The organism is Sphingomonas sp. HDW15A, assembly GCF_011301715.1.
Lineage (GTDB): Bacteria > Pseudomonadota > Alphaproteobacteria > Sphingomonadales > Sphingomonadaceae > Sphingomicrobium.
In genome coordinates this window covers 1,541,128-1,564,579 of sequence record NZ_CP049870.1, presented here as the reverse complement: position 1 = coordinate 1,564,579, position 23,452 = coordinate 1,541,128, and the positions used below count along the sequence as shown (strand labels likewise).

Sequence of the window (23,452 nt, the reverse complement as noted above, 5' to 3'; positions counted from 1 at the left end):
GAAGCGATTTCCGTCCGCCATTTTCACGTGTCAGCCGTTCTTGCCTTTGCTCGCGGCGATGAAGCGGCGAACCTCGCTCTCTAGGACGGGCAGCGGCACCGCGCCGATACCCAAGAGCATGGTGTGGAACTTGCGGATGTTGAACTTTGGCCCGAGCTCCTTCTCCGCCTCGGCGCGAAGACGGCGAATGGTGAGTTCGCCCAGCTTGTAGCTTAGCGCCTGGCCCGGCCAGCTGATGTAGCGGTCGACCTCGGTCTCGACCTCGTGCTGCGACAGCGCGGTATGGCTGGCGAGATAGTCGATCGCCTTTTCCCTGGGCCAGCCGTAGAGGTGGATTCCCGTGTCGATCACCAGCCGCGCCGCGCGCCACATCTCGTAGCTCTGCTGGCCGAACCGCTCGTAAGGGTTGCGATAGATGCCCATCTCGTTGCCGAGCCACTCGACATAGAGGCCCCAGCCTTCGCCGTAGCCGGAGAAATAGAGGTTGCGGCGGAAGCGGGGGAGGGTGCTGCCTTCTTCGGCAAGCGCGGCCTGGAAGCTGTGGCCTGGCGCGCATTCGTGAAGGGTCAGCGCCGGGATGTTGTAAAGCTGGCGGACAGGCAGGTTGTAGGTGTTCATCTGGCAGCTTTCGAGGCCGCCGCGGCCCGCCGTGTAGAAGGGCGCAAGGGCTTCGGGAACCGGGATGATGGTGAAGCGCCGGCGAGGAAGTACCTCAAAATAATCCTTCAGCTTCCCGTCGACGCGCTTGGCGACATAGGACGAGACGCCGAGCAGTTCGTCCGGAGTCTTGGCGATGAACTGGGGATCGCTTTTCAAGAATTTTAAGAAGTCGGCGAAGCTGCCCTCGAACTTCGCTTCCTTCATCGTCGCGCTCATCGCCGCTTCGATGCGCGTCACTTCCTTCAGGCCGAGCTGGTGAATCTCCTCGGGAGTCGAGGCCAGCGTCGTATATTTGCGGACCTGCGAGCGGTAGTAGGCATCGCCGCCCGGCAGGTCGCGCGCAGCCGTCGTCTTCCGCGCGCCCGGCACATATTCGTCGCGCCAGAAGGCGAGGAGCTTGCGATAGGCCGGGACGACCGATCCATCGATGGCGGCGCGGGCATCGGCGCGAAGCTTGTCCGCCTCGGCCGCCGGGATGTTGGCCGGCATGTCCTTGAAGCTGGCGTAGAAGCTGCTTTCGGCAGCAGGCTTGATATAGTTGGCAATCGAGCTGTCGCGGCCCTGAAGCGTGATCGCGGGCGGTGTGAAGCCGCGTTTCAACCCCACGCGCATGTTCGCGATATTCTCGTCGAAGTAGCGCGGAAGGTCGCGCATCCGGGCGATGTAACGCTTGTAGGCGGCGACGTCGGCAAGCTGGCCGCGCGCTTCGTGATAGGTCCAGAAGTTGCTGTCCGAATTGGCGGGCATCTCATAGTCGCGGAATGCGATGTCGGCGATAGCAGCCTCAAGCTCGGTCCCGAGGATCGCGGCATTGACCTGCTCTACAGGTGAGAGCGTGGCGGGATCGATCGCCTTCACCTGTTTCAGTATCGACTGGAGATGTTCGCCGCGGCGGCGGAAGGCGGCGGGATCGACCTTTGGCAGATAGTCCGCCTGGTCGGTTTCGCCGCGGCTGTCCTCGATCGAGCCATATTCTTTCGCCTGCCACGTCGCGTAAGCTTCATAGATGTTCCGGAGCTTCTGGTCCGCGGCACTTGCAGGGGCCGAAGTGGCTGGGGCAGGTGCCTGAGCGAATGAGGCAGCCGGGACGGAGAGGGCGGCAAGCGCCAATGTGCGGATCATGCTGAGAGTCATCAACGCAGCCTAGCCGCCCGAGCGTCGTCCGCAATCCTTCTTCGAAGCGGCGTTGACCTTCCCTGCGCCGCCTTCCACAAGCCCGCCAACTCGAAGGAGATCGACGTTGCGTCCTGCCTTGTTTGCCACCGCCCTTGCTTCAACCGTCGCTGCGACTGCCATCGCCCAATCCGCCGACCCTTTTCTGTGGCTGGAAGAGATTGAGGGCGCAAAGCCACTCGAGCAGGTCAAGGCGTGGAATGCCGAGACCGAGAATGTGCTGACGAACATGCCGGGCTATGCCGAGCGACAGGCGCGGGCGCTCAAGATCCTGCAGGACCCAGAGCAGATTGCGATGCCGAGCGCGGTGATCGGCGACAAGGTGCTCAATCACTGGGTCGATGCCAATCACAAGCGCGGCCTGTGGCGTGTGGCGAGCCTTGACAGTTACATCTCCGGCAAGCCCGACTGGCGGGTGCTGATCGATGTTGACGCGCTAGGCAAGGCGGAGGGCAAGAGCTGGGTCTGGCACGGCGCCAACTGCCTTGCGCCCGAATATAAGCGCTGCTTGGTCGCGCTGTCGCCTGGCGGCACCGACGCCGATGTCGTGCGCGAATTCGACTTCGAGACGGGCAAGATCGTCGAGGGCGGGTTCGTGGTTCCGGAAGGCAAGAACGATGCCACCTGGGTGGACCAGGACACGCTCCTCGTTGCTCGAGTCGAAGGAGAAGGAACAGCAACCCGTTCCGGCTATCCGCGGATCGTGAAGCGCTGGAAGCGCGGCACACCCTGGGCTTCCGCGACGACCGTCCTTGAAGGTGTCGAGGCAGACATCAGCGTTGGCGGATATACGACAATGGACGGCGACAAGCGCCGGGTTTTCGTCCGTCGCGGCAATGGCTTCTTCACCGCACAATGGTCGCTGCTCGGTGCTGACGGAAAGGCGATCCGTCTGCCAATCCCGGAGAGTGCGGAATTCAACGATGTCATCGGCGGAAAGGCGATCGTCAGTCTCGTCGACCCGTTGGGAAGCTTCCAGCCGGGCGACTTGGTCGCATTCGATCTCGACCGTCCGGACGCCGCGCCGACGCTGGTCATGCGGCCGACGGCCAGTCAGTCGATCGAGCAGGTTTCAGCCAGCGACAACGTGCTGTGGGTCAAGCTCCTCGACGACGTGTCGGGCAAGCTGCTGGCGTTGACCCCGGGTGACGGCGGACGCTGGGCGCAGCGGACGATCGACCTTCCCGCCAACAGCACCATCTCGCTCGGCGCGACTGCTGGCAAGAAGGACGTGGCCTTCGCCAGCGTCGAGGGGATGCTGACCCCGACGACGCTGATGGCGGTGAATGCGGACGGGACGAGCAAGCAGGTTGCCGCCTTGCCGGCGCAATTCGATTCCTCGAAGTTCGCCGTTCAGCAGAATTTCGCGACGTCGAAGGACGGCACCAAGGTTCCCTATTTCCTGGTTCGGAAGAAGTTGGGCTCCGAACATCCGGTGCCGACCCTGATCCATGCCTATGGCGGCTTCCGCGCGGCGCAAACGCCGACCTATCTCACCGGCCAGCCCTATCGCGCCGGGCCGCTCGGCCTGTTCTGGGCAGAGGACGGCGGCGCCTATGTGCTCGCCAATATCCGCGGGGGCGGCGAGTACGGACCGGCGTGGCACAAGGCTGCGCTTCGCGAGAAAAGGCAGAACAGCTTTGACGATCTCGAAGCGGTCGCGCGCGACCTCATCGCCAAGGGCATCGCGCGGAAAGACGGCATCGCAATATCCGGCCGTTCCAACGGCGGGGTACTGACCGGCGCCGCGATCACCCAGCATCCCGACCTTTATCGCGCGGCGATAATCGGCTCACCCTTGTTCGACATGAAGCGCTACTCGCACCTCAGTGCCGGCGCATCGTGGATCGACGAATACGGCGATCCGGACAAGCCGGCCGACTGGTCGTTCATGTCCAAATATTCACCCTATCAGAGCATTAAGCCAAACGTCCGTTATCCGGCGACCTTCTTCTATCTGTCGACCAAGGACGACCGGGTGCATCCCGGCCATGCGCGCAAAGGTGCCGCGAAGCTGAAAGCCACTGGTAGCACCGTCTACTACCATGAGTATCTGGAGGGCGGGCACTCGGTCGGCGCCGACCGGGCCGAAGACGCCAAGCGGGCAGCGCTGCTGTGGGCGTTCCTGACGCGGGAACTGGCGCCCAGGAAATGAGTCGCATCTTTGCGGCAGTCGCCGCCACGTTCCTCAGCGCCTCCGCGCCGGCAGCCCAAAGCGATGCCCTGGTCGCCCCTGGAGCCGAGATCGAGAAGGAGGATTTCTTCAAGCCCGGGATTGCGCCGCAGATCGCGCCGCGTGGTTACAATCTCACGATCGTCTATTTCATGGATTACGCTTGCCCGCAGTGCCGTCGCTACACGCCGGATGTCGAACGCGTGATGCGCGAGGACCGGCGGGTCCGGTGGATTTACCGCGACATTCCCTCAATCTCGTCGAAGTCGCGCGATGCTGCCCGGTCCGCCATCGCGGCGCAGTGGCAGAACCGGCATCACGCCTTTCATCGCGCCTTGATGATGACGCCCGGACGTCTGAGCGACGCGACCATAAGGGCCGCAGCGGGCAAGGCCGGACTGAACTGGGCGAAGCTCCAGCGCGACATCAAGCTTCGCGGCAAGGACATCGACAGGCAAATCGAGCGCAACATCGAGCTCGCCGATGCTGCCGGAATGCCGGGCACGCCGGCGTTCATCATCGGTGAACGGCAATCGAACGGGGCGCTCGATTATGCCGGGTTGAAAGCGGAGATTGCCGACGCGCGGCGCGAGCTTCGTACGCGTTAGGGGCGAGGCGAGGCGTCGACGATCGCCGTGCCGGCGTGATGGCGGTCGAGGTGCCGCTTGATGATCTTGAGGTTGCGGGTGTTGGATCGGAAGAAGAAGTCCGGCACCGCTCCTACCCACGGGATCAGGCCTAGCAGCCAGTCGACACCGATGTTGCCGGCCATCCTCGTCAACGCCATCTTCGACATGCCGAGGTTGCGTGCTTCCCAGGCGAGATAGGCGCCAATTGCCGCGGCGGCGGTCGGACCGGCGATGGGCACGAAGTCGAGAATGACGTCGAGCCCGACTTTGTAATTAGTGCCTGGGATCGTGACGAGCCGCTCCATAACGCGCTCCAAGGTTTCGACCCGTGCTCGCACGGACTGCGGGCTGGAATCGAGGGGAGGGGCGGAAAAACGATCCGAAGCAGCCATCGATTCAATTTCCTTCGCGAGATGGAGCGTTGCCAATGCCGATCAACGGATGGCGGCCGACAATGTTCTCGGTGAATCCAGGGAGTCGGTTACCAACCAGCGACCAGCGGATCGGCGCGGCGAGTGGTAGGAAGGCGACTTCCTCTTCAAGCAACCGGGCCGCCTCCGAGAGGAAGGCGATCCGTTGCGCCGCGACCGTGGCGAGCCGGGCGGAGTCCATCAAGGTATCGGCCTCCTTGAGGCAGATTGGGGCGACAGAGCATCGAAAGCGGCGAACGAACCAGGCTGGCGAGGTGGTGGGCGCGACCGAATCGACAAGTGCGAAGTCCGCGCCGCCGCCAGCCTGGGCCCGCTCAACCTTCAGACCGAGATTGCCCCAGTCGATGCGCAGCCTTTGCAGCAGGATATCCGCGCCTGGTCCATCGGGAAGTCGGACCCGAACTGTCGGCACCTCGTCTCCGAATAGGGATCGCGCTTCAGCCGCCAATTCGGCCTTGAGCGTCGCCGGGTCCGGTTGCGGCGCGGGCGATTGCGCGAGCGGCGCGAGTCCTTCGCCGCCGCCCTGGAGCAAGGTGCTGCGCGGATTAAGTCCCGGTACGTCGAGCGTGTCGACGAGGGCTTGGCGGTCGATGGACCGGCTGAGCAGCCGCCGCGCTTCCACGCTTCCAAGCAGGCCGGAGGCGCGTAGCGGTACCAGTCCGAACAGGCCCGCCACCGGATCGAACCGAAGGGCGTTCCGGCCGGTCTTCGCCTGTCGAGCGATCGGCAAATCGGCGAAGGAGCCCCCGAGGACGAGGCCCGCTTCCTCCGCTCCGAACATGGCAACGGCCTGCTTCGCCGATGCCGAACGGACACGCACCCGCTCGACAATGTCCGGGCCGTCGACGATGGACCTGCGGTAGGTCCACGCCCGCCATTTCCGGCTGGGTTGCTCCGCATCGGTTGTGAACGGCCCGCTGCCCTGGCGGTCGCGCAGTATTCCGAACTCGGGCTGGGCCAGCAATTGCAGCAAGTGAGGTCGAGGCGCGACGAGACGGATCTCGATAACCCGATCGGTCATCGCGACCACGTCTTCCACTGCGCCGAGGGTATCCTTCAATTCGTTACGGCTGGTCGGGCGAAGCTGGCGCTTAAGCAGCCGCGCAACATCGCGCGCACGGATTTCGCGGCCATTGGTCCACTTTCCGGAGCCAAGACGGAAGATGTAACTCAGGCCATCGTCGCTAACGCTCCAGCGCTCGGCCAGCCCGGGAACGATTTCTCCGCGCGCGTCGAACCGAACGAGACCCTGGGCTAGGCTCTCCATTGCCAACTGTTGCGGCGCGGTCAGCGGACCAAGGAAGGGATCGAAGGCCTCGACCGGGCTCGCGCCAATGACGACGACATCGACCGCTTCCGGTTGCCTTTTGGAACAGCCGGCGATCGCAAGGCCCGCAAGCGCAGCGCAGGCCGTCAGTCGGAGAAAGCGAATGCCCATCCGGGTTAGGCTAACGTTCCTTGAGGGTTCATCAAGCATCTGGCTATGGTGCGATAACTGTTTTACTGGAATAAGTCACCGGCTGGTGGCAAGGCGTGGTCTCGACTTATGAACGACGGTGGCTTCCTTTGGCGGCGAGAGGGCCGGAATGTCGAGGAACTGCCCGACCCGTTCGCGCCCGCCGACCTGTATCCGGTAGAGGGCCAGCCGCCGATCAAGAAGCGCCGCCGGTGGCGCTACCTTGCCTACGGCCTGTTCGCATTCCTGGTTGCGACTCTTCTTTGGCTCGTCGTCACCGCGCCACTCGGGCGGGCCCTGGAGCCACTGGAGGACCCGGCAATGCTGTTGGTCAGCCAGGAAGGCCGGCCGATTGCCAGGCGCGGCGCTATCAAGGACGAGCCGGTCGAGGTCGACAAGCTCGACCCGATGACCCCGGCCGCATTCATCGCCATCGAGGATCGCCGTTTCCGCAGCCACTGGGGGATCGACCCGCGTTCTATCGGCAGGGCGTTCATCACGAACATGCGCGCCGGGGGAGTGCGCCAGGGCGGAAGCACGCTCACCCAGCAGTTGGCGAAAACCAGCTTTCTTTCGTCTGACCGATCGATGAAACGGAAAGCGCAAGAGGTGATCATCGCGTTTTGGCTCGAAGCCTGGCTTACCAAGGATGAGATTCTCTCACGCTACATGAGCAGCGTATATTTCGGCGACGGGGTCTACGGCCTGCGTGCGGCGGCGCGGCATTATTTCGATCGCAAGCCTGAAAATCTCACCTTGGCTCAATCGGCGATGCTAGCCGGGATGGTCCAGGCGCCATCACGCCTTGCCCCGACCCGCAATCTCACAGGAGCCCAGAAGCGCAGCCGCCTTGTACTCCAGGAAATGGCGGACAACGGGTTCATCAGCCAGTCAAAAGCCCGCTCGACTCCCTCCGCCGTCCCTGTCCGCAATGGCGGCAAGGTGCCGACCGGCACTTATTTCGCCGATTGGGTCGCACCGGCCGCGCAAAAGGCGTTCGATGCCGACTATGGGGAGGTCACGGTCGAGACGACGCTCGACGCCGACCTTCAGCGTCTGGCGGTCAGGGCGATCAGCAATGCGCCGCTGGGCGACGCCCAGGCAGCGCTTGTGGCAATGAGGCCGGATGGGCGGGTCGTGGCGATGATCGGCGGCAAGAGCTACAAATCATCTCCATTCAACCGGGCCACCCAGGCCCGGCGGCAGCCGGGCAGCGCGTTCAAGCTGTTCGTCTATCTCGCCGCCCTGCGCGCCGGTTACTCACCGGACGATATCATCGACGACAAGCCGATCACCATCGACGGCTGGACCCCGGCCAACAACGACGGCGTCTATCGGGGGGCATTACCCTTCGCGAGGCATTTGCAAGGTCGAGCAACGCGGCTGCCGTGCGCCTGTCCGAACGGGTCGGGCGTGACAACGTACTGCGCGCGGCGAGGGAACTCGGGATTCGCTCGCCGCTGCCGGATTCGCCAAGCGTGGCACTGGGTACCGCCGGGGTCAGCCTGCTCGAGCTCACGTCCGCTTACGCCGCGATCGCCAGCGGTCGCTATCCAGTGCAACCCACCGGGCTGCCGATCGGAGAGCAGGCGGGGGCCGGCAGCATAGACCGCTGGTTCGCGCGCGGCGGTCATCTCGATCAAGGGCGCGACTGGGCGCCGATGCTGGATCTCCTATGGGCGTCGGCCAACGAAGGGACCGGGCGCCGCGCCGCACTTGGGGTTCCGACCTACGGCAAGACCGGCACGACCCAGAACAATCGTGACGCCATCTTCGTCGGCTTTGCCGGAAATCTCGTCGTAGGCGTCTGGGTTGGCCGGGACGATGACAAGTCGCTCGGAAAGGTCACCGGCGGCACGGCGCCGGCGCAAATCTGGCGGCGCTTCATGTCATCGGCGCTGGCCATCGATGGCCGCCGCGGCCCGCCGTTGCCCTATCGGCCGCGATACGCCCCGAAGCCGGATTCGCCGGAACGGCAAAGCCCGCTTCCCGAAGACTGGAGCGAGCCTGGCCGCGCCATCCGCGAGGTGCTCGAGACGCTCGAAAAACTTCTCGCGGAATAAGGGCAATGCCCAGCGAAACGTGGTGAACGCCGCTTAAGCATCTCGTTTTAAAGTTTTCTCAACCTTCCAGCGCGAAAAGCAGCCTTATCCGTGGCGAGCGAAGGCGAGTCCGGGTGGGGATGTAAGCCCCGTTTGTGGACCGAAGGAGACCAGAGATGGCGAAGTTTCTTAAGCTGATTCGTAACAACAAGGGTGCCACCGCGATCGAGTACGGCCTGATTGCCGCCCTGATCGCCGTTGCCGCGATTGCCGCGATGGAAAGCATCGGCACCAAGCTTGGTACGACTTTCAACAACGTTTCGAACGAGCTCTAAGCTTCATTCGATCGTTGATGCGGGACGGCGGCGTCGAAAGACGCCGCCGTTTTCGTATGTGCCGCAAGATAGACACAAAAAAGCCCGCGAGAATCGCGGGCTTTTCATGTTCCTGATCCCTCAGATTTTTAGAGGGATGGTGGAGCCGAGGGGGATCGAACCCCTGACCTTCGCAATGCCATTGCGACGCTCTCCCAGCTGAGCTACGGCCCCGTCCGTTTCCGGTGGAACGCGCCTTTAGGGGAGGATCGTCCGTCTGCCAACGGGAAAATTCCACCCCCTCGCGCGATCAGCTTTCCTCTTCGTCGTCGTCGCCGCGCTGGACGCCCAAATCGTCGTCGCCAGTCGACAGGTCAACCTCGTCGTCGGCACTCGGCTCCTCGTCCTCGTCGGGAACGAGATCCTCGGCACCGAGATCGTCGTCGGCCTTTTCTTTCTCTTTTGCCGTGTCGACGGCTTCAAACGGCATCGGCTGCTTCGACTTCAGAACCGGCTCGGGAACCCAAGCTGTTCCGCATTCGATGCAGGTAACAGGCTCATCATTGCCAAGGTCGTAAAAACGGGCGGCGCATTTGGGGCAGGTGCGCTTGGTGCCCCATTCGGCTTTGACCATCGGGTCCAATCTCCAGTGTGATCGTGAAGCCGGCCGCGGACGGCCGCGCCGGCAGGAATCGCGGGCGCCTTGCCATAGGCTTGCCCCCCTGTCAAAGCGCGCGCCATGTCGCTTACCAGACCGCTCGTACTCGCAATCGACGGCCCAGCCGCGAGTGGCAAGGGGACCATCGCCAAGGCGCTCGCCCGTCACTACGGCCTGCCGCACATGGATACAGGCCTGCTTTACCGGGCCGTGGCGCTGAGCCTGTTTCGCTTCGGTGGCGACGCGGCCTCGGAGTTCGAGGCCGCGCGGGCGGTGCATGAAATCGACAAGATCGACCTCGCGGATGATGAACTGAAAAGCGAGATCGTCGGTGGGATCGCAAGCCGGATTTCCGCCTATCCTGCCGTCCGGGCAGCCCTTCTCGAAAAGCAGCGGGCGTTCGCTGGGCAGGACGGCGGCGCGGTTCTCGACGGACGCGACATAGGCACGGTGATCGCTCCGGACGCACGCGTTAAGCTGTTCGTGACAGCGAGCCCGGAGGTCCGAGCAGAGCGCAGACTCGCGGAGCTCTTTAGCCGAGGCATGAGCGCGCATCATGACGAAGTGCTGGCCGATATCCGTGCCCGCGACGAGCGCGACATGGGCCGCTCGGTGGCGCCGCTCGTACAGGCCGCGGACGCAATGCTTCTCGACACCAGCGAAATGGACGTCGAACAGGCAATTTCGGAAGCACTCAGGCTGGTCGAAGTGGCGCTGACGGCCGACGCCTGAAGGCCGCGCACTTACAATTCGTGTGAACTTCTCCTATATGGGCGGTGCTACAGTCGCAAATTGACGGTCTACTGGCGCTTTGCGGCACCCGATTCCTTCTCTTCGCCACATCTAGCCGGCGGCCCCAATTCCGGGGCTCCAAAGAAGGAATATCTGACATGACTATCGGAACCGTAAAGTTCTTCAACGAATCTAAGGGCTATGGCTTTATCCAGCCCGACGACGGCACGAACGATGCGTTCGTCCATATCTCGGCCGTCGAGCGGTCGGGCATGCGCACGCTCGATAAGGAGCAGCGCGTCGAATATGATCTGGAAGCAGATCGCACCGGCAAGATGTCGGCAGTAAACATCCGGGCCGCTTAAGAGTCCGATTGGGGGCGCCGGGAAATGCTGGCGTCCCTTTTTTCGTCGAGGACAGTCGATGCTGGAACTTGAAAACTACCTGGCCCGGGCACGCGACGCGCGTGCCGCAGCCGATGCGGCGACGCTCGATAACGTCCGCGACCAATGCCTCCGCGCCGAGGAAGCGTGGCTATCCATGGCCCGCCGGATCGAGCGGTTGAACGTCATGCAGGAGCGCAACGAGGCCGCCAAGGCAGCCGAGCGCGCGCGCGAAACACTGGGCTAAGGCACGCCTCGCCCGCTATCTAAATTTCGAGCCTGCCTGAAAGAGTTCGGCGATTGGCCGAAAGCATGCTATCGGTACGGCATCGCGCGAGAAGTTTTTTGTAGGCCATCGCGCGGCTGAGAGACCGAGTGCGCTCCCGCTTACCGTAGGGAGCCCGAAATGGACCTCAATTACCTCTTTCATCGCCGGGGCGTTGCCCTGCTGATGGCCGACAATGCGTCATGCGAGCGATCGCAGGCCGCGCACCTGGCCTTGGCCGATGCCTATTCTGAGCAGATCTCGGCAGCCCAGCCGGACCCGTGCGCGTTGGCAGCATGAGCGGCCAGACATCACGCGATCTCGACCAGGCCGACGAAGCGGAGCTTACGCGGCTTGGCATCGAGCGTGTCGCGGTCCAGACCTTCCACTGGGGCGGCTACCGTTACGGCAATGCGCGCGACGCAATCGCCGCCGCCAAGCGGGGCGCGAAATCATGAACCGGGTCCTGTTCGTCGACATGGAAAAGGAGATGGTCATCTCCCGCTGCAAGGCTGAGGACGTCGGCATTTCCGCACTCGAAGCATTGCCAACCGGTGGGATCCGCCTGGTATGCAAGAGCAGCGACGGTGCGGAGGTGATGACCCGCAAACTGAAACGACACCTCATTGGCGGCGACGTCACCCGTGCGCCGTTCCGGCCGCGCAAGACATTGTGGTGAGCAAGCGCAAGCTTGCTGCTGCGTTCGGGGGCCGCTGAGGCATGCCGACCTATCATTTCCACGTCGAAGGCGACCTCAATCACACCGGCGTCGACCTCGGCAGCGTCACCGAGGCAAAATGCGAGGCAGCGCGGTTCGCCGGGCAATTGCTTTGCGATGCAGCCAGCAAGTTCTGGACAGCCGCCGAGTTCCACCTGCGCGTCAGCGACGAGCATGACCTGACGCTGTTCACCCTGTCGATCACCTCCACCGACGCGCCAGCAATAGCGGTATCGCCGCGAGTTCGTCCGATCTTCGGGCATTAGGCCAGCCGCGACGGCTGTTCACGGCTTCCGCCGCACGGACCAGATGAACGCCGCCAGGCCCGCACGCCACCGAGCTGGTCCACCCGGCATCTCTTTAACCTTGGGAGTTCGGGCGGCGCCAGCGCCAACCCCTGAATGTTTACCGGACACCCGGGCCGCCGACTTGCTCTGAGAGGCGCTGTAGAGTAAGGCGCGCCCGTCCGACGCCTGAGGGGCGTTGGCGGCCCGTCTATCCTCGGCGAGCGTGTTGGGTTGGTTGAGCATCCGCTCCCGGCTCCGCGGCTCGCTTTGGCTCGATCCGCCGCCGACGGCTTTCTAGGAACAGGGCGCTTTCCTTCGCATGAGGCGGGGGAAGGCAGATTTGGCACAGCCAAGTCCGCCAGATGGTAAGCCGAGGAGTGGTTCCCGGCTGGCGGCCTTCGCATTGTTCGAGAGACTGTTTTTATATGGCCAGCACGGCATTTCCGAGCCGCGACGATTTCGCGGCGATGCTCAACGAATCCTTGGGCGGCGAGAACGAGACCTTCGAAGGCCGCGTCGTCAAGGGCACCGTCACCGCGATCGAAAACGACCTTGCCGTCATCGACGTCGGCCTGAAGAGCGAAGGCCGCGTCTCGCTTCGCGAATTCGCGGCTCCTGGCCAGAAGGCCGAGATCAAGGTCGGCGACACCGTCGAGGTCTATGTCGACCGCGTCGAGAACGCTCAGGGCGAAGCGATGCTGAGCCGCGACCGCGCTCGCCGCGAAGCCGCGTGGGACAAGCTCGAGAAGGAATATGAAGCCGGCAACCGCGTCGACGGCACGATCTTCGGCCGCGTCAAGGGCGGCTTCACCGTCGACCTCGGCGGCGCCGTGGCGTTCCTTCCGGGTAGCCAGGTCGACATTCGTCCGGTGCGCGACGTCGCCCCGCTGATGGACATCGCCCAGCCGTTCCAGATCCTGAAGATGGACCGCCGCCGCGGCAACATCGTCGTGTCGCGCCGCGCCATCCTAGAAGAGACCCGCGCCGAACAGCGCAGCGGCCTCATCCAGAGTCTGGCCGAGGGCCAGGTGATCGAGGGCGTCGTCAAGAACATCACCGATTACGGTGCGTTCGTCGACCTCGGCGGGATCGACGGCCTGCTGCACGTCACCGACATCAGCTACAAGCGCGTCAACCACCCGGGCGAGATCATCAACATCGGCGATACGGTGAAGGTGCAGATCATCCGCATCAACCGCGATACCCAGCGAATCAGCCTTGGCATGAAGCAGCTGGAAGCCGACCCGTGGGAAGGCGCCGCCGCCAAGTACCCGATCGACGGTACTTTCACCGGCCGCGTGACCAACATCACCGAGTATGGCGCTTTCGTGGAACTGGAGCCAGGCATCGAAGGCCTGGTCCACGTTTCCGAAATGAGCTGGACCAAGAAGAACGTCCATCCGGGCAAGATCGTCTCGACCAGCCAGGAAGTCGAAGTGAAGGTGCTGGAAGTCGATCAGGAAAAGCGCCGGATTTCGCTTGGCCTCAAGCAGGCCCAGGCGAATCCGTGGGCGGACTTCGCAGAGAAGTATCCGGTCGGAACCGAGGTCGAGGGCGAGGTCAAGAACTCGACCGAGTTCGGCCTGTTCATCGGTCTTCCGGGCGACGTCGACGGCATGGTGCACATGTCGGACATCGCATGGGGCATCTCCGGCGAGGACGCTCTTCACCTCCACCGCAAGGGCGAGATGGTGAAGGCAGTCGTTCTGGAAGTGGACGTCGAGCGTGAGCGGATCAGCCTTGGCATGAAGCAGCTTGAGCGGGGCGGTGTCGCCAAGGGCGGCACTGGCGCCGGCGCTGGCGCGAACAAGGGCGACACGGTCACGGTCACCGTCCTCGAGGTTCGCGATGGCGGGCTGGAAGTCCAGATTGGCGACGATGGAGCAAGCGGCTTCATCAAGCGCACGGACCTTGGCCGCGACCGCGACGAGCAACGTCCGGAGCGCTTCCAGGTTGGCCAGAAGTTCGACGCGCTCGTCACCGGTTTCGACCGGTCGAAGAAGCCGAACTTCTCGATCAAGGCACTTCAGATCGCCGAGGAGAAGCAGGCGGTTGCGCAGTACGGCTCGTCCGACAGCGGCGCGTCGCTTGGCGACATCCTTGGCGCAGCCTTGAAGGAAGCCGGCACCAAGCCGGCCGGCAAGGCGAAGAAGGCCGACGACGCCGAGGCCAAGCCGGCCAAGGCAAAGAAGGCTGACGCCGAGGAAGCTGAAGCCAAGCCTGCGAAAAAGTCCAAGAAGGCCGAGGCCGAGGCCGAGGCTGAAGTGCCGGCGGAAGAAGTCGTGGCAGAAGAGCCGGCTTCGGAGGCCTGAGCCTAATCGAAGTGTCACGAAATGGGGCGCGGCCGGCCTTGCCAGTCGCGCCCTTTTTCGTTGAACGGTAACAGGGAAGTGCTTGCACCACGGCGATTTTGCTGACAGCAAGCATCGGAAACCGCTGGGCCAAATGCGGGGAAGGGCCCGGCACGACTCAGATCCCGGGGGGGAGCAATTAATATGATCAGGTCCGAACTCGTCCAGAAACTGTGCGGGGACTTTCCGGATTTGACGCAGCGCGAGATAGAGCTGGTCGTCACCGCTTTGTTCGACAGTATTACCGAGCAACTGGCCGATGGCGGCCGTGTCGAGCTTCGCGGCTTCGGCGCCTTCTCGACCCGCCAGCGCGATGCCCGCGTCGGCCGCAATCCGCGCACCGGCGAAGCGGTGGACGTCAAGGCCAAGCGCGTTCCCTATTTCAAGCCTGGCAAGGAAATGCGCGAGCGGCTGAACCTTGGTGAGGTCACCGCGGAATAACCGCGCAGCGGGCGCCCCCAACCGCGAGCTGCCCTAGCAAAGGACTTGACCGCCGGTCGGAAATGACGGTTGGAATCCAGCTCGTGCGGACGTGGCGGAACCGGTAGACGCTGGAGACTTAAAATCTTCTGCCCGTAAGGGCGTGCGGGTTCGAGTCCCGCCGTCCGCACGATTACTTCAGAACAACAGAATTTGTTAAAGCCTGTCTGGTAATTCGTCCCTCGTGGGATTGAAATTGCGTAGAAGCGGGGTCTTCGGATCGCCGCCGGTCCAGGGAGGCCGGTCGCAGCTGGAGCTGCTGGTGTCGGTGATTTTAATCGGCGCCACGCTCCTGCTGATCCTCAATGGCACCAATTTCCTGGCAAGCGCCGAGCGCTGGGCGGGTGAGAGTGCCAAGCTGAACCTCATCATGGTGATGCTCAATGTCGCGCTCATCATTGCCGGCCTCAGGCGCCTCGCCGACATCCAGCACGACAACGAACGGCGGGTCGAGGCGGAACGTCGGGCGGCCGAGCTTGCCTCGAGCGACGTCGTGACGCGCCTCGCCAATCGCAAGGGCCTTGCCGACCGGGGCCTGGAACTGCGCCAGGAACTCGACGAGGCCGAGCGTTGGATGGCCGTGATCTCCATCCAGCTCCACCGATTCAAGGCGATCAACGACCGCCACGGCTACGAAACCGGTGACGGCATGCTCCGCCGGATCGCCGCCGCGATCACCGAAATCGCTCCGAAAGATGCAATTGCCGCTCGCCTCAACGGAGACGAGTTCGCGGTCGCTTTCGGAATCAAAGCGGGCGATTCGGGCACGGCGGAGCAAATGGCGACCGACTTGCTTCGGCGGGTCACATCACCGTTCGATATCAATGGCAAGATGCTTCAGGTTGGCGCCTATGCGGGTATCGCCGTCGGCGACCCGAAGGAATCGCCATTGCCCGATCTGCTCCGCCGGGCGGACATCGCGCTTGACCGTGCACGGAGCGGCCGGTCGGCACGCCCAGTTTCCTTTGACCAGGGCATGGAACGGGCGCTGCTTGCGCATGTCGAGATCGAGCAGGGCATCCGCTACGCTCTCGAGCATCAGCAATTCCTGCCGTTCTTTGAGCCGCAGGTTGACCTTGCGACCGGTAACATCATCGGCTTCGAGGTTCTCGCGCGGTGGAATCATCCGCTAAGCGGCATCATCCTGCCCGAAGTCTTCATTCCGGTGGCCGAGGAGCATGGGCTGATCAGCCGCCTGTCCGAGCAGGTCATCGCCGTTGCCCTGCAATCGGCAAGCAAGTGGGATTCGAACCTCAGCATATCGGTTAATATTTCCCCGTCGCAGCTCGCCGACCCGTGGCTGGCGCAGCGGTTGATGCGGCTTCTCGCCGAATCCGGTTTCCCGGCCGAGCGGCTAATCGTCGAGATTACCGAGAGCTCGCTGTTCGCCGACCTCGAGCTTGCGCGTTCGATCACTGCGAGCCTTAAGAACCAGGGAATTCGGCTGGCGCTTGACGATTTCGGTACCGGCTTCTCTTCGCTCGCGCACCTGCGTTCGCTGCCGTTCGACGTGATCAAGATCGATCGTAGCTTCACCTCATCCGTGACGACGAACGCCGAATGCGCCGCGATCGTCCGCGCCGTGACCGACCTTGCCCATGCCATTAAGGTACCGGTCATCGTCGAGGGGATCGAGGATGCACCGACCCATACGACGGTCCTTGGCTACGGCTGCGCGCTCGGCCAAGGCTGGTATTTCGGCAAGCCGATGACCGCCAGCCAGGCGGAACAGCTGATCGAACGCGAGGCCCCGGCCGCCTTACCCGACCGTGCCCGCCGCGCGAACTAAAACAGCTTACTGATAAGGAGATTGTCGCCGCGTCCCGCTTAGGGACGGCAGGAACCGTGTGCCGTCATGCCTGGTTGAAAGACATGGTAAAAACGGCATTAAGGTTTTTATGGTTACCGTGAGGTCATGGCAGCGCAGGCATCCATTCGCTTTCGGGCGAAGGACGCCATACGTAGATGGTCAGGGTGTTGCTGAGACGCCGAGTAGTCTTTTAGAGGACGCAAAGCTGTTCGCAATGTTCTTCCTTGGTGGGCTGACTTTTATGTCAGTCTACTTGGCCTAACCGTCTCGGAAACGTTCGGCTCCGATGACATACTTGGCCTGCAGGGTTGCCGGCGCTGAGTGAATCCGCGCCGTCAGTCTTCGCTTCTCAAGGCTGGCCGGCATTCGCAGTCTCTTCGACGTTAGTTCACCTTTGCTGTGCGAAGCTTCCCTAACGCTCGGCTGTGTTGCTCAATCGCAAGCCAGATGAAGTTTCCAGCCAAGCCATGCGGCAATGGTGCTGGCGGCGGCGACGATTAGCAGGCTGTCTGCTACGGTTACGCCAAGCTGGACTGCCACTGTCAGGATCAGGGTTGCCGCCACCATCAGACCTGAATTGACGATGTTGTTGGCGGCGATCGTCCGCGCGGTTTCTGCCTTGGGTACGGTGGTAGTCAGGAAGGCATAGAGCGGCACGACGAACATTCCGCCCGCCACCGCAACGCCAAGCAAATCAAGGACGATCATCCAGCTGCCGTCCATCGCCAAGAATGCGCTCAGATCGCGAAGCGCGTCGGGATCAGCCGGCCAGTATTTCACCCGGCGGTAGAGATCGAGCACGAAGAGACCCATCAATAGCGCCGACGCCGGCGAGAATTTTGCCGAGACCTGTCCGCCAAGCAGCCGGTTCACGGCGATGGAGCCGGCTGCCACGCCGATCGAGAAGGTGCCGAGAAAGAGCGTGGCGACAGTCTGGTCGGCGCCGATGGCGTTCTTGACTAGCGGCGGGAACTGGGCGGCGAGGACCGCACCCATGGCCCAGAAGAAGCTGATCGCGATGATCGCCAGGAACAGTCGGGGAATATGCAAGGTCGCGCTGACCAACCGGATAGAGGCGCGGACAATGTGCCAGTCGAAATGAAACGACGGGGCTTCGGGATCCGGCGGGGCAGGAGGGACAAAGTGTCCTGTCACACGGCCCACGACAGCGACGAGAATCACGGCAAGCGCTCCCCATTCCGCGTGAAAGCTGCCATCCGGGTTTTGCAGGACCAGAACTCCGCCAAGCAGGGTGCCGGCAAGGATGCCGATGTAGGTCCCGGCCTCCACAAGCCCCGTGCCGCCTAGTACTTCATCGCCCTCCAGGTGCTGCGGCAGGATAGCGTATTTGATCGGCCCGAAGAATGTCGAGTGGATGCCCATTGCGCAAAGGGCGGCCAGCAGCAGTGGGACGTTGTGCAGGAGCAGGCCGGCGGCGCCAACGATCATGATCAGGATTTCAGCCGTTTTTACGATGCGCACGATGACGGCCTTGTCGCGCTCGTCCGCAAGCTGGCCGGCTAACGCGGAGAGCAGGAAGAAGGGCAGGATGAACAGCCCGCCTGCAATCGCGCTGAACGTCGCTTCCTGCTGCGGATCCCGGTAGATGCCGTAGATCACCAGCATGACCATCGACGTGCGAAACAGGTTGTCGTTGAATGCACCGAGGAACTGGGTGAGAAATATCGGCAGGAACCGCCGCGTTCGAAGCAGATGGACCGTATTCTGCATGAACGCTCCTCAAGGCCCAGTGCTTTGGGGCATTCCACGGCCGTTGCAATAAAGGATCGCTCGGTCGGGGCAAGATTGCCATTGAACGGCAAGTGATTAAGCAGTGGCGCCATGCTGAGCCTGCCCAACCTGCTCACCTTGTCACGCATCTTCGCGGTGCCGCTGCTGGTATTCCTGCTATGGCGGCCGACGCCAATCGATTACCTGGTGACGTTCGTCCTGTACTGCCTGGTCGGGATAACCGATTACTTCGATGGGTACCTGGCGCGGGCCCAGGGGAAGATCAGCCGCCTCGGCCAGTTCCTCGATCCGATCGCCGACAAGATCATGGTCGCGGCCGTGCTGATAATGCTCATTTCAAGCCGCAAGGCCAATCCGATTCCGGAGATCGACGGGCTTCACATCATCGCCGCGCTGATCATCCTGCTGCGCGAAATCATCGTTTCGGGGCTTCGCGAATTTCTTGCGCCATCGAACGTGTCCGTCCCGGTTAGCGCGCTGGCGAAATGGAAGACGACGTTTCAGTTGGTGGCGCTTGGCGCGCTGATCCTCTCCGGTGCATTTCCCAATGATGAGTGGGTCCATACGACCGGCCTCGTCTGCCTCTGGGCTGCTGCGGCGCTGACGCTCATAACCGGCTACGACTATCTCAGGGTCGGCCTGAAACACATGGATTAAGGCCGCTCAGGCAGCCTTTTCGCGCGCCCCGGCGATTTCGGCGAGGCTGGCTGCGAGAAGCCGGAACTCCTCTTCCCGCGGACTTGATCGCCGCCATACCAGCGCAATCCTGCGGCTGGCATTCTTCGAACTCAGTTCGCGGGTAACGATCCGAGTATGCTCGAGAATTCCGGACTCGATGGCCATTGCCGGCACGAACGTGACGCCAAGGCCGTTATCGACCATCTGCACCAGGGTGTGAAGCGATGTTCCCATCATCGTTGCGCCCGCGCGCAGATCGGGGCGGTTACAGGCCGCAAGGGCATGCTCCTTCAGGCAGTGCCCGTCTTCGAGCAGCAACAGGCGGCCAGGGTCGATGTCCGAAGCGTCGACGGCCTTGTCCCTGGGCGCGTCGCCGGCGGGGAAAGCGATCAGAAGCCTGTCGTCGAATAGGCTGGCACTTTCCACTTCGCCGCAAGCGAACGGCATGGCCAGCAGGACGCAGTCGAGTTGCCCGCGGTGAAGCGCATCGCAGGCGGCCTGGCTTGGCTCCTCGCGAAGGAAAAGCTTGAGGCGCGGCCAAGCCGTTCTGAGTTGCGGCAGAAGCGCCGGGAGAAGGAAGGGCGCAATGGTGGGAATGACGCCCATCCTGAGCTCGCCGGTAAGCGGTTGTCCTTCGGCCCGGGCCATATCCGCAAGCTCTTCCGTCTCACGAAGGACTCGTAGCGCCTTGTCGGCGATCCGCGTTCCCAGCGGCGTAAAGCGGACGACCCGTCGCGTACGCTCTACAAGCGTCACGCCAATAAGGGATTCTAATTCCCGGATTCCAGCCGACAGCGTTGACTGGGTGACGAAGCAGCTTTCCGCCGCGCGCCCGAAGTGGCCGTGCTGGCGCAAGGCAATGAGATATTGCAGCTGCTTTATGGTCGGAAGGTGGACGCTCATCGCCTTTCCCGATTAAACGCCGACCCCTTAATCGGGTGAGGCGATGAGCGCCAGTCCTAAGCCAGAAGCCGGTAGAGCGCGTAGCCGCTGCTGAGGGTCACGACGAGACCGACGAATGTCAGCAGCCGGTCCGGATTTACGCGCTTCGCAATCCACGCGCCGAACGGCGCCGCGGCGACTCCGCCGATCAGCAATCCGACTGTCGCTTTCAGTAGCAAATGCTTCTCATCGTCGGTGCCAAGGAAGCTCAAGGTGGCGAGAAACGTCGCCGAGATCGTTACCGTGAGTACGAATTCCGCGGTGTTGACCGTCCCGATCGTCTTCCTGGGGTTGCTGCCCTGAACCAGTAGGTTGGATGTGACGATCGCACCCCACCCGCCACCGCCCGCGGCGTCGAGAAAGCCGCCGGCGAGTCCGAGCGGCTCGACGATCTTCGGCGCACGCTCGGTATGGCGGTGCATGACTCCGCGGTAGAAGAGATAGATACCAAGCGCCGTCAGATAAGTGAGTACGAACGGCCTTGCGACGTCCGCGGAAATCTGGGTGAGGACATAGGCACCTAGGACCCCGCCAATCGTTCCCGGGATCGCGATTCGAAAGAAGAGCCGCCAGTCGACATTCTTGTGGGCGATGTGGCTGATGCCGGACACGCCGGTCGTGAATGTTTCGACGCTGTGGACGCCGGCGGAAGCCGCAGCCGGTGGCACCCCCATCGCAATCAGCAATGTGCTGGAAATCTGGCCGAACGCCATTCCAAGCGCCCCATCGACGAGCTGCGCGGCGAAGCCAATGAGGATGAAAGGGAGAAGGACGGCGGGATCCGCCAGCAGATTCTCGAGAATGCGAGTCCTCCCCTGTGGGAGGCGCTGCAATGACGGAATGACCGGTTCATCGCAAGCGGCGATACCCTGACTTGCGATGTGCCGCCTTTTCACTGCGACTGTGAACGCTTAGATTACATACGAACCTTAGGAGCGGGTGTTTGACCGGTGCGTTGATCGACTACCTGGATTCTGTGAAGCGGCGCGACCCTGCGGCGCGGTCGCGTTGGGAAATCCTTTTGTATCCGGGGGTGTGGGCGCTGGCGATGCATCGCGCGGCCCATTGGCTGTTCGAAGGCGAACTCTATTTCCTGGCGCGCTTCGTCAATCATTTCGCGCGGTTGATCACCGCGATAGACATCCATCCGGGGGCGAAGATCGGCCAAAATTTCTTCATCGATCACGGCTTCACGGTCATCGGCGAAACCGCCGAGATCGGCGACAATGTGACGATCTACCAGAATGTCACTCTGGGCGGGACGAACCCGAGTGATGGCGTCCCAGGAAAACGGCACCCGACGATCGGCGACGATGTGGTCATTGGCTCCGGCGCGCAGGTGCTGGGCCCAATCACTGTCGGCAAGGGCGCCAAGATCGGCGCCAATTCGGTCGTCACAAAAGATGTGGCCGAAGGGGCGACGATGGTGGGCATTCCGGCCAAGGCTGTCCTGGTCGACGCGACGGATGCCGCTCCCGGCTTCCTGCCCTACGGCACGCCGTGCAGCGAGATTGCCGATCCCGTCCTGGCCAGACTTTGTGAACTGGAGCGCGAGATCGAGCGCTTGCGCGCCGAGCGGCGTGGCGCCCAGCCGAAAGCGAAGAGCGCTTGAACGTCGCGCATTTCCCAGAGCGGGGAAATCGATACGCAATCACTGCTTTTGACCGTGAGGAACTGCACCGAATCCTGGACCTCTACGGACGGATGGTCGCGGCAGGCCACTGGCGTGACTATGCGATGGATTTTGACGTCGACCTCGCGGTGTTCTGCGCATTTCGACGGCACTGCGAGAGGCCGGAAGTTCGCATAGAGAAACGCCCCTCGCTTCGGTTGAAGCAAGGGGCGTTCGCATTGATTTCGGAACATGGCGCGGTGCTCAAGCGGGGTCACGACCTCAATGGTGTGCTTGCCCCGCTCGAGCGCCGGCTCATGCGGCTGGTAAAGGCGTAGCCGGCCGGTCGAGGTTGGGCAGCTTGGCACGCAGACCTTCCGGAAGGGGCCTGACGATCGCTGCACGGGCCTGATGCCAGAAGGCGGACAGCAAGAGCAGCGCCGAGCCGATTACCAGTGCGGTAAGGGCGATGTTGAGTTCCACTGCCCCGAACTCCCGGAACAAGGCCTGGAGCGCGTAGAGCACATAGGCGAGTGCCGAGACGAGAAGCGCGCGGCGATCGATTGCCAGAGCGGTGAATCCAAGCGCCACGTAAAGCAGGATCACGACCAGGCCTTCGCTGATGGTCGCGGAGCCGTCGTTCAGCCCCAGCAGCGTGAAGACTGGATGGACGATCATCGGCGCGGCAAGCAGGTGAAGCCAGAAGGCGACGTCGCTGCGGCGGGTTTGCCGCGCAGGATCCGACGAGTCCCAGCGCATAGCGAACAGGAACACGCCGACGCCGAGAAGCAGCATGGTTGCCCACAGGACATTCGGAGCCGTCTCGATATCGCCGAGGATGGCGATGACGATGCCGATCACGATCGCCGCGGCGGCCGCAGCGCCGGCAGCGATAGTGATCGGAACCTTGAAACGACGCCAGTGCGCCCATGCGCTAAGCGCGGCGATGAGGCCCGAGATGCTGGCGATGGCGCCGGCATAGATGGCTTCCTGATCGTTTGGCCGATCGCCGACGACCGCTGCACCGGTGAAGCCGACGGTCAGGAACACGCCCCCGACAAAGGCCAGAAGAAGAAGGATGGACGGCAGCGCCATGCGCCGCTTTGCGGTGAAGAAGAGCGCTAGTGCCCAGGCGACAGCGGCCACTCCGGCCGGTGCGAGAGGGCTGGGGCCATTGTGGTCGACGACGAAGCCCATGGATTGTCCGATCGACTGACCGATCCAGCCCACTGCGAACAGCAGGATCGCAGCGGCGATCGAAACGAAAATATCGTTGAACCCGGTGATGAGCCGGAAATGCTCTTCATCGATGGCGGGCAAAGCCCGCTGCCCTTCGACGAATGAGCGAAAGGCAACGGCGGACTCGGCGCTAAGCGCACCGGAGGCGACGGCCTCGTCAAGATCTTGCTGGGTGTACATTCCATTCCTCCCTGTCAGCCGAACCTACAGGAGGTGTATTGGTGTGTCAATACAGTGCAATGGATGGGATGTTGGCCGACGCCCGGGGGGTGAAGGAGGGTGGCTCGCCTTAAGGCGACGGGCGCCGGCCGAACTGGTCAGATCAGCGGCAGCGATAGCGGCTCCGATCGATTTCACGACCAAGGAGAGCGCCCGCCGCGGCGCCGATAATGGTTCCCGTGGCGCGTTCGCCCTTCGTGTCGATCGCCCGGCCGACAAGGGCTCCGCCCGCGGCGCCGACGATGAGTCCGGTCGTGCCATTGGGGCGCTTGCAGCGCAGTCGGCCTTGCGAATCCCGCCAGGTCTTGCCGTGGTAATAACCGTCGCCGTGCGCGGCTGCTGCCGACGGAAGCGCCGGGACGGCCATGGAAAAAGCGGCAACTGCCATCGTTATCGAACGCATGTTTTACGCGAGCTCCTTTTGTTGAGGCGAAGGCTGGCCGAAGAG

At 62.9% G+C, this 23,452-nt stretch carries 25 protein-coding genes, 2 tRNA genes and 2 pseudogenes; 19 read left to right on the top strand and 10 right to left on the bottom strand.

What is annotated here, in order from left to right:
- Positions 1-30 precede the first annotated feature (30 nt).
- The gene (locus G7076_RS08150; protein WP_206367519.1) at positions 31-1,794 is read right to left on the bottom strand and encodes a DUF885 family protein; all 1,764 of its coding nucleotides are present in this window, start codon (positions 1,792-1,794) and stop codon (positions 31-33) included.
- A gap of 106 nt (positions 1,795-1,900) precedes the next feature.
- Between G7076_RS08150 and G7076_RS08145 the strand changes: the two genes are divergently transcribed.
- Positions 1,901-3,988: a prolyl oligopeptidase family serine peptidase gene (locus tag G7076_RS08145; RefSeq protein ID WP_240913753.1), complete on the top strand. Its 2,088-nt coding sequence runs from the start codon at positions 1,901-1,903 to the stop codon at positions 3,986-3,988.
- Positions 3,985-4,614 (top strand): thioredoxin domain-containing protein, encoded by a 630-nt coding sequence (locus G7076_RS08140; protein ID WP_166201905.1) that lies wholly within the window; start codon positions 3,985-3,987, stop codon positions 4,612-4,614. The genes G7076_RS08145 and G7076_RS08140 overlap by 4 nt, the downstream gene beginning before the upstream one ends.
- On the opposite strand, the gene G7076_RS08135 is transcribed toward G7076_RS08140, so the two are convergent.
- Positions 4,611-5,027 (bottom strand): DUF4112 domain-containing protein, encoded by a 417-nt coding sequence (locus tag G7076_RS08135; RefSeq protein WP_166201903.1) that lies wholly within the window; start codon positions 5,025-5,027, stop codon positions 4,611-4,613. The two genes, G7076_RS08140 and G7076_RS08135, sit on opposite strands and share 4 nt — an antisense overlap.
- A gap of 4 nt (positions 5,028-5,031) precedes the next feature.
- Positions 5,032-6,504, bottom strand: coding sequence for an ABC transporter substrate-binding protein (locus G7076_RS08130; RefSeq protein ID WP_166201901.1), 1,473 nt, complete (start codon positions 6,502-6,504; stop codon positions 5,032-5,034).
- 108 nt (positions 6,505-6,612) lie between these two features.
- On the opposite strand from G7076_RS08130, the pseudogene G7076_RS12465 reads away from it, so the two are divergent.
- The 3 genes and pseudogenes from G7076_RS12465 to G7076_RS08120 all read left to right on the top strand — a co-directional run.
- Positions 6,613-7,791, top strand: a pseudogene (locus G7076_RS12465) (transglycosylase domain-containing protein); the annotation flags it as partial.
- A complete protein-coding gene (locus G7076_RS12460; protein ID WP_240913916.1) occupies positions 7,689-8,585 on the top strand; it encodes a penicillin-binding transpeptidase domain-containing protein in 897 nt (298 codons plus the stop codon). The pseudogene G7076_RS12465 and the gene G7076_RS12460, both read left to right, overlap by 103 nt.
- Before the next feature lie 155 nt (positions 8,586-8,740).
- Positions 8,741-8,899: a Flp family type IVb pilin gene (locus G7076_RS08120; RefSeq protein ID WP_166201900.1), complete on the top strand. Its 159-nt coding sequence runs from the start codon at positions 8,741-8,743 to the stop codon at positions 8,897-8,899.
- Positions 8,900-9,036: 137 nt separating this feature from the next.
- On the opposite strand, the gene G7076_RS08115 is transcribed toward G7076_RS08120, so the two are convergent.
- Both G7076_RS08115 and G7076_RS08110 read right to left on the bottom strand, forming a co-directional pair.
- Positions 9,037-9,112, bottom strand: a tRNA-Ala gene (locus G7076_RS08115).
- A gap of 76 nt (positions 9,113-9,188) precedes the next feature.
- Positions 9,189-9,512, bottom strand: coding sequence for an FYDLN acid domain-containing protein (locus G7076_RS08110; RefSeq protein ID WP_166201898.1), 324 nt, complete (start codon positions 9,510-9,512; stop codon positions 9,189-9,191).
- Between the two features lie 105 nt (positions 9,513-9,617).
- On the opposite strand from G7076_RS08110, the gene cmk reads away from it, so the two are divergent.
- From cmk to G7076_RS08055, 11 genes and pseudogenes are all read left to right on the top strand, one after another.
- Positions 9,618-10,268, top strand: coding sequence for a (d)CMP kinase (cmk, locus tag G7076_RS08105; protein ID WP_166201897.1), 651 nt, complete (start codon positions 9,618-9,620; stop codon positions 10,266-10,268).
- A gap of 158 nt (positions 10,269-10,426) precedes the next feature.
- A complete protein-coding gene (locus tag G7076_RS08100; protein ID WP_166201895.1) occupies positions 10,427-10,633 on the top strand; it encodes a cold-shock protein in 207 nt (68 codons plus the stop codon).
- 58 nt (positions 10,634-10,691) lie between these two features.
- Positions 10,692-10,898 (top strand): hypothetical protein, encoded by a 207-nt coding sequence (locus G7076_RS08095; RefSeq protein ID WP_240913752.1) that lies wholly within the window; start codon positions 10,692-10,694, stop codon positions 10,896-10,898.
- Between the two features lie 159 nt (positions 10,899-11,057).
- Positions 11,058-11,216 carry a hypothetical protein gene (locus G7076_RS08090; RefSeq protein WP_166201893.1) on the top strand — a complete coding sequence of 53 codons (159 nt, stop codon included), beginning with the start codon at positions 11,058-11,060 and terminating at the stop codon, positions 11,214-11,216.
- Positions 11,213-11,374 (top strand): hypothetical protein, encoded by a 162-nt coding sequence (locus G7076_RS08085; protein ID WP_166201891.1) that lies wholly within the window; start codon positions 11,213-11,215, stop codon positions 11,372-11,374. The genes G7076_RS08090 and G7076_RS08085 overlap by 4 nt, the downstream gene beginning before the upstream one ends.
- Complete coding sequence (locus G7076_RS08080) at positions 11,371-11,595, top strand: hypothetical protein (RefSeq protein ID WP_166201889.1); 225 nt, start codon at positions 11,371-11,373, stop codon at positions 11,593-11,595. Before G7076_RS08085 ends, G7076_RS08080 begins: the two co-directional genes overlap by 4 nt.
- Before the next feature lie 41 nt (positions 11,596-11,636).
- Positions 11,637-11,900 carry a hypothetical protein gene (locus G7076_RS08075; protein WP_166201887.1) on the top strand — a complete coding sequence of 88 codons (264 nt, stop codon included), beginning with the start codon at positions 11,637-11,639 and terminating at the stop codon, positions 11,898-11,900.
- A gap of 446 nt (positions 11,901-12,346) precedes the next feature.
- Positions 12,347-14,038: pseudogene (gene rpsA / locus G7076_RS08070) on the top strand (30S ribosomal protein S1); the annotation flags it as partial.
- Positions 14,039-14,416: 378 nt separating this feature from the next.
- A complete protein-coding gene (locus G7076_RS08065) occupies positions 14,417-14,713 on the top strand; it encodes an integration host factor subunit beta (protein WP_166201883.1) in 297 nt (98 codons plus the stop codon).
- Between the two features lie 85 nt (positions 14,714-14,798).
- Positions 14,799-14,882 (top strand) — tRNA-Leu (locus G7076_RS08060).
- Positions 14,883-15,014: 132 nt separating this feature from the next.
- The gene (locus tag G7076_RS08055) at positions 15,015-16,541 is read left to right on the top strand and encodes a GGDEF domain-containing phosphodiesterase (protein ID WP_166201881.1); all 1,527 of its coding nucleotides are present in this window, start codon (positions 15,015-15,017) and stop codon (positions 16,539-16,541) included.
- A gap of 453 nt (positions 16,542-16,994) precedes the next feature.
- Here G7076_RS08055 and G7076_RS08050 read toward each other — a convergent pair whose 3' ends face one another.
- Positions 16,995-18,293, bottom strand: coding sequence for an MFS transporter (locus tag G7076_RS08050; protein WP_166201880.1), 1,299 nt, complete (start codon positions 18,291-18,293; stop codon positions 16,995-16,997).
- A gap of 111 nt (positions 18,294-18,404) precedes the next feature.
- Here G7076_RS08050 and pgsA point away from each other — a divergent pair, with 111 nt between their 5' ends.
- The gene (pgsA, locus tag G7076_RS08045; RefSeq protein ID WP_166201878.1) at positions 18,405-18,971 is read left to right on the top strand and encodes a CDP-diacylglycerol--glycerol-3-phosphate 3-phosphatidyltransferase; all 567 of its coding nucleotides are present in this window, start codon (positions 18,405-18,407) and stop codon (positions 18,969-18,971) included.
- Positions 18,972-18,977: 6 nt separating this feature from the next.
- Here pgsA and G7076_RS08040 read toward each other — a convergent pair whose 3' ends face one another.
- On the bottom strand, positions 18,978-19,895 hold the full coding sequence (locus G7076_RS08040) for a hydrogen peroxide-inducible genes activator (RefSeq protein WP_166201876.1): 918 nt from the start codon (positions 19,893-19,895) through the stop codon (positions 18,978-18,980).
- Between the two features lie 56 nt (positions 19,896-19,951).
- The gene (locus G7076_RS08035; RefSeq protein WP_166203502.1) at positions 19,952-20,737 is read right to left on the bottom strand and encodes a sulfite exporter TauE/SafE family protein; all 786 of its coding nucleotides are present in this window, start codon (positions 20,735-20,737) and stop codon (positions 19,952-19,954) included.
- Between the two features lie 140 nt (positions 20,738-20,877).
- Here G7076_RS08035 and cysE point away from each other — a divergent pair, with 140 nt between their 5' ends.
- A complete protein-coding gene (gene cysE / locus G7076_RS08030) occupies positions 20,878-21,546 on the top strand; it encodes a serine O-acetyltransferase (protein ID WP_166201874.1) in 669 nt (222 codons plus the stop codon).
- A gap of 92 nt (positions 21,547-21,638) precedes the next feature.
- Complete coding sequence (locus tag G7076_RS08025) at positions 21,639-21,884, top strand: DUF2794 domain-containing protein (protein WP_240913915.1); 246 nt, start codon at positions 21,639-21,641, stop codon at positions 21,882-21,884.
- Here the strand turns inward: G7076_RS08025 and G7076_RS08020 are convergent.
- Positions 21,862-22,965 (bottom strand): hypothetical protein, encoded by a 1,104-nt coding sequence (locus G7076_RS08020; RefSeq protein WP_166201870.1) that lies wholly within the window; start codon positions 22,963-22,965, stop codon positions 21,862-21,864. The two genes, G7076_RS08025 and G7076_RS08020, sit on opposite strands and share 23 nt — an antisense overlap.
- Before the next feature lie 142 nt (positions 22,966-23,107).
- Positions 23,108-23,407, bottom strand: a complete 300-nt coding sequence (locus G7076_RS08015) for a glycine zipper 2TM domain-containing protein (RefSeq protein ID WP_166201868.1) — start codon at positions 23,405-23,407, stop codon at positions 23,108-23,110.
- Positions 23,408-23,452 lie beyond the last annotated feature (45 nt).

Bases quoted from the DNA above. Each gene is read 5' to 3' on its own strand.
- G7076_RS08015 (WP_166201868.1), bottom strand. From the start codon at position 23,407: ATGCGTTCGATAACGATGGCAGTTGCCGCTTTTTCCATGGCCGTCCCG.
- G7076_RS08135 (WP_166201903.1), bottom strand. From the start codon at position 5,027: ATGGCTGCTTCGGATCGTTTTTCCGCCCCTCCCCTCGATTCCAGCCCG.
- G7076_RS08020 (WP_166201870.1), bottom strand. From the start codon at position 22,965: ATGTACACCCAGCAAGATCTTGACGAGGCCGTCGCCTCCGGTGCGCTT.
- G7076_RS08110 (WP_166201898.1), bottom strand. From the start codon at position 9,512: ATGGTCAAAGCCGAATGGGGCACCAAGCGCACCTGCCCCAAATGCGCC.
- G7076_RS08065 (WP_166201883.1), top strand. From the start codon at position 14,417: ATGATCAGGTCCGAACTCGTCCAGAAACTGTGCGGGGACTTTCCGGAT.
- G7076_RS08080 (WP_166201889.1), top strand. From the start codon at position 11,371: ATGAACCGGGTCCTGTTCGTCGACATGGAAAAGGAGATGGTCATCTCC.
- G7076_RS08085 (WP_166201891.1), top strand. From the start codon at position 11,213: ATGAGCGGCCAGACATCACGCGATCTCGACCAGGCCGACGAAGCGGAG.
- G7076_RS08040 (WP_166201876.1), bottom strand. From the start codon at position 19,895: ATGAGCGTCCACCTTCCGACCATAAAGCAGCTGCAATATCTCATTGCC.
- G7076_RS08050 (WP_166201880.1), bottom strand. From the start codon at position 18,293: ATGCAGAATACGGTCCATCTGCTTCGAACGCGGCGGTTCCTGCCGATA.
- pgsA (WP_166201878.1), top strand. From the start codon at position 18,405: ATGCTGAGCCTGCCCAACCTGCTCACCTTGTCACGCATCTTCGCGGTG.
- G7076_RS08150 (WP_206367519.1), bottom strand. From the start codon at position 1,794: ATGACTCTCAGCATGATCCGCACATTGGCGCTTGCCGCCCTCTCCGTC.
- cmk (WP_166201897.1), top strand. From the start codon at position 9,618: ATGTCGCTTACCAGACCGCTCGTACTCGCAATCGACGGCCCAGCCGCG.
- G7076_RS08095 (WP_240913752.1), top strand. From the start codon at position 10,692: ATGCTGGAACTTGAAAACTACCTGGCCCGGGCACGCGACGCGCGTGCC.
- G7076_RS08100 (WP_166201895.1), top strand. From the start codon at position 10,427: ATGACTATCGGAACCGTAAAGTTCTTCAACGAATCTAAGGGCTATGGC.
- G7076_RS08090 (WP_166201893.1), top strand. From the start codon at position 11,058: ATGGACCTCAATTACCTCTTTCATCGCCGGGGCGTTGCCCTGCTGATG.
- G7076_RS08075 (WP_166201887.1), top strand. From the start codon at position 11,637: ATGCCGACCTATCATTTCCACGTCGAAGGCGACCTCAATCACACCGGC.
- G7076_RS08140 (WP_166201905.1), top strand. From the start codon at position 3,985: ATGAGTCGCATCTTTGCGGCAGTCGCCGCCACGTTCCTCAGCGCCTCC.
- G7076_RS08025 (WP_240913915.1), top strand. From the start codon at position 21,639: ATGGTCGCGGCAGGCCACTGGCGTGACTATGCGATGGATTTTGACGTC.
- G7076_RS08120 (WP_166201900.1), top strand. From the start codon at position 8,741: ATGGCGAAGTTTCTTAAGCTGATTCGTAACAACAAGGGTGCCACCGCG.
- G7076_RS08130 (WP_166201901.1), bottom strand. From the start codon at position 6,504: ATGGGCATTCGCTTTCTCCGACTGACGGCCTGCGCTGCGCTTGCGGGC.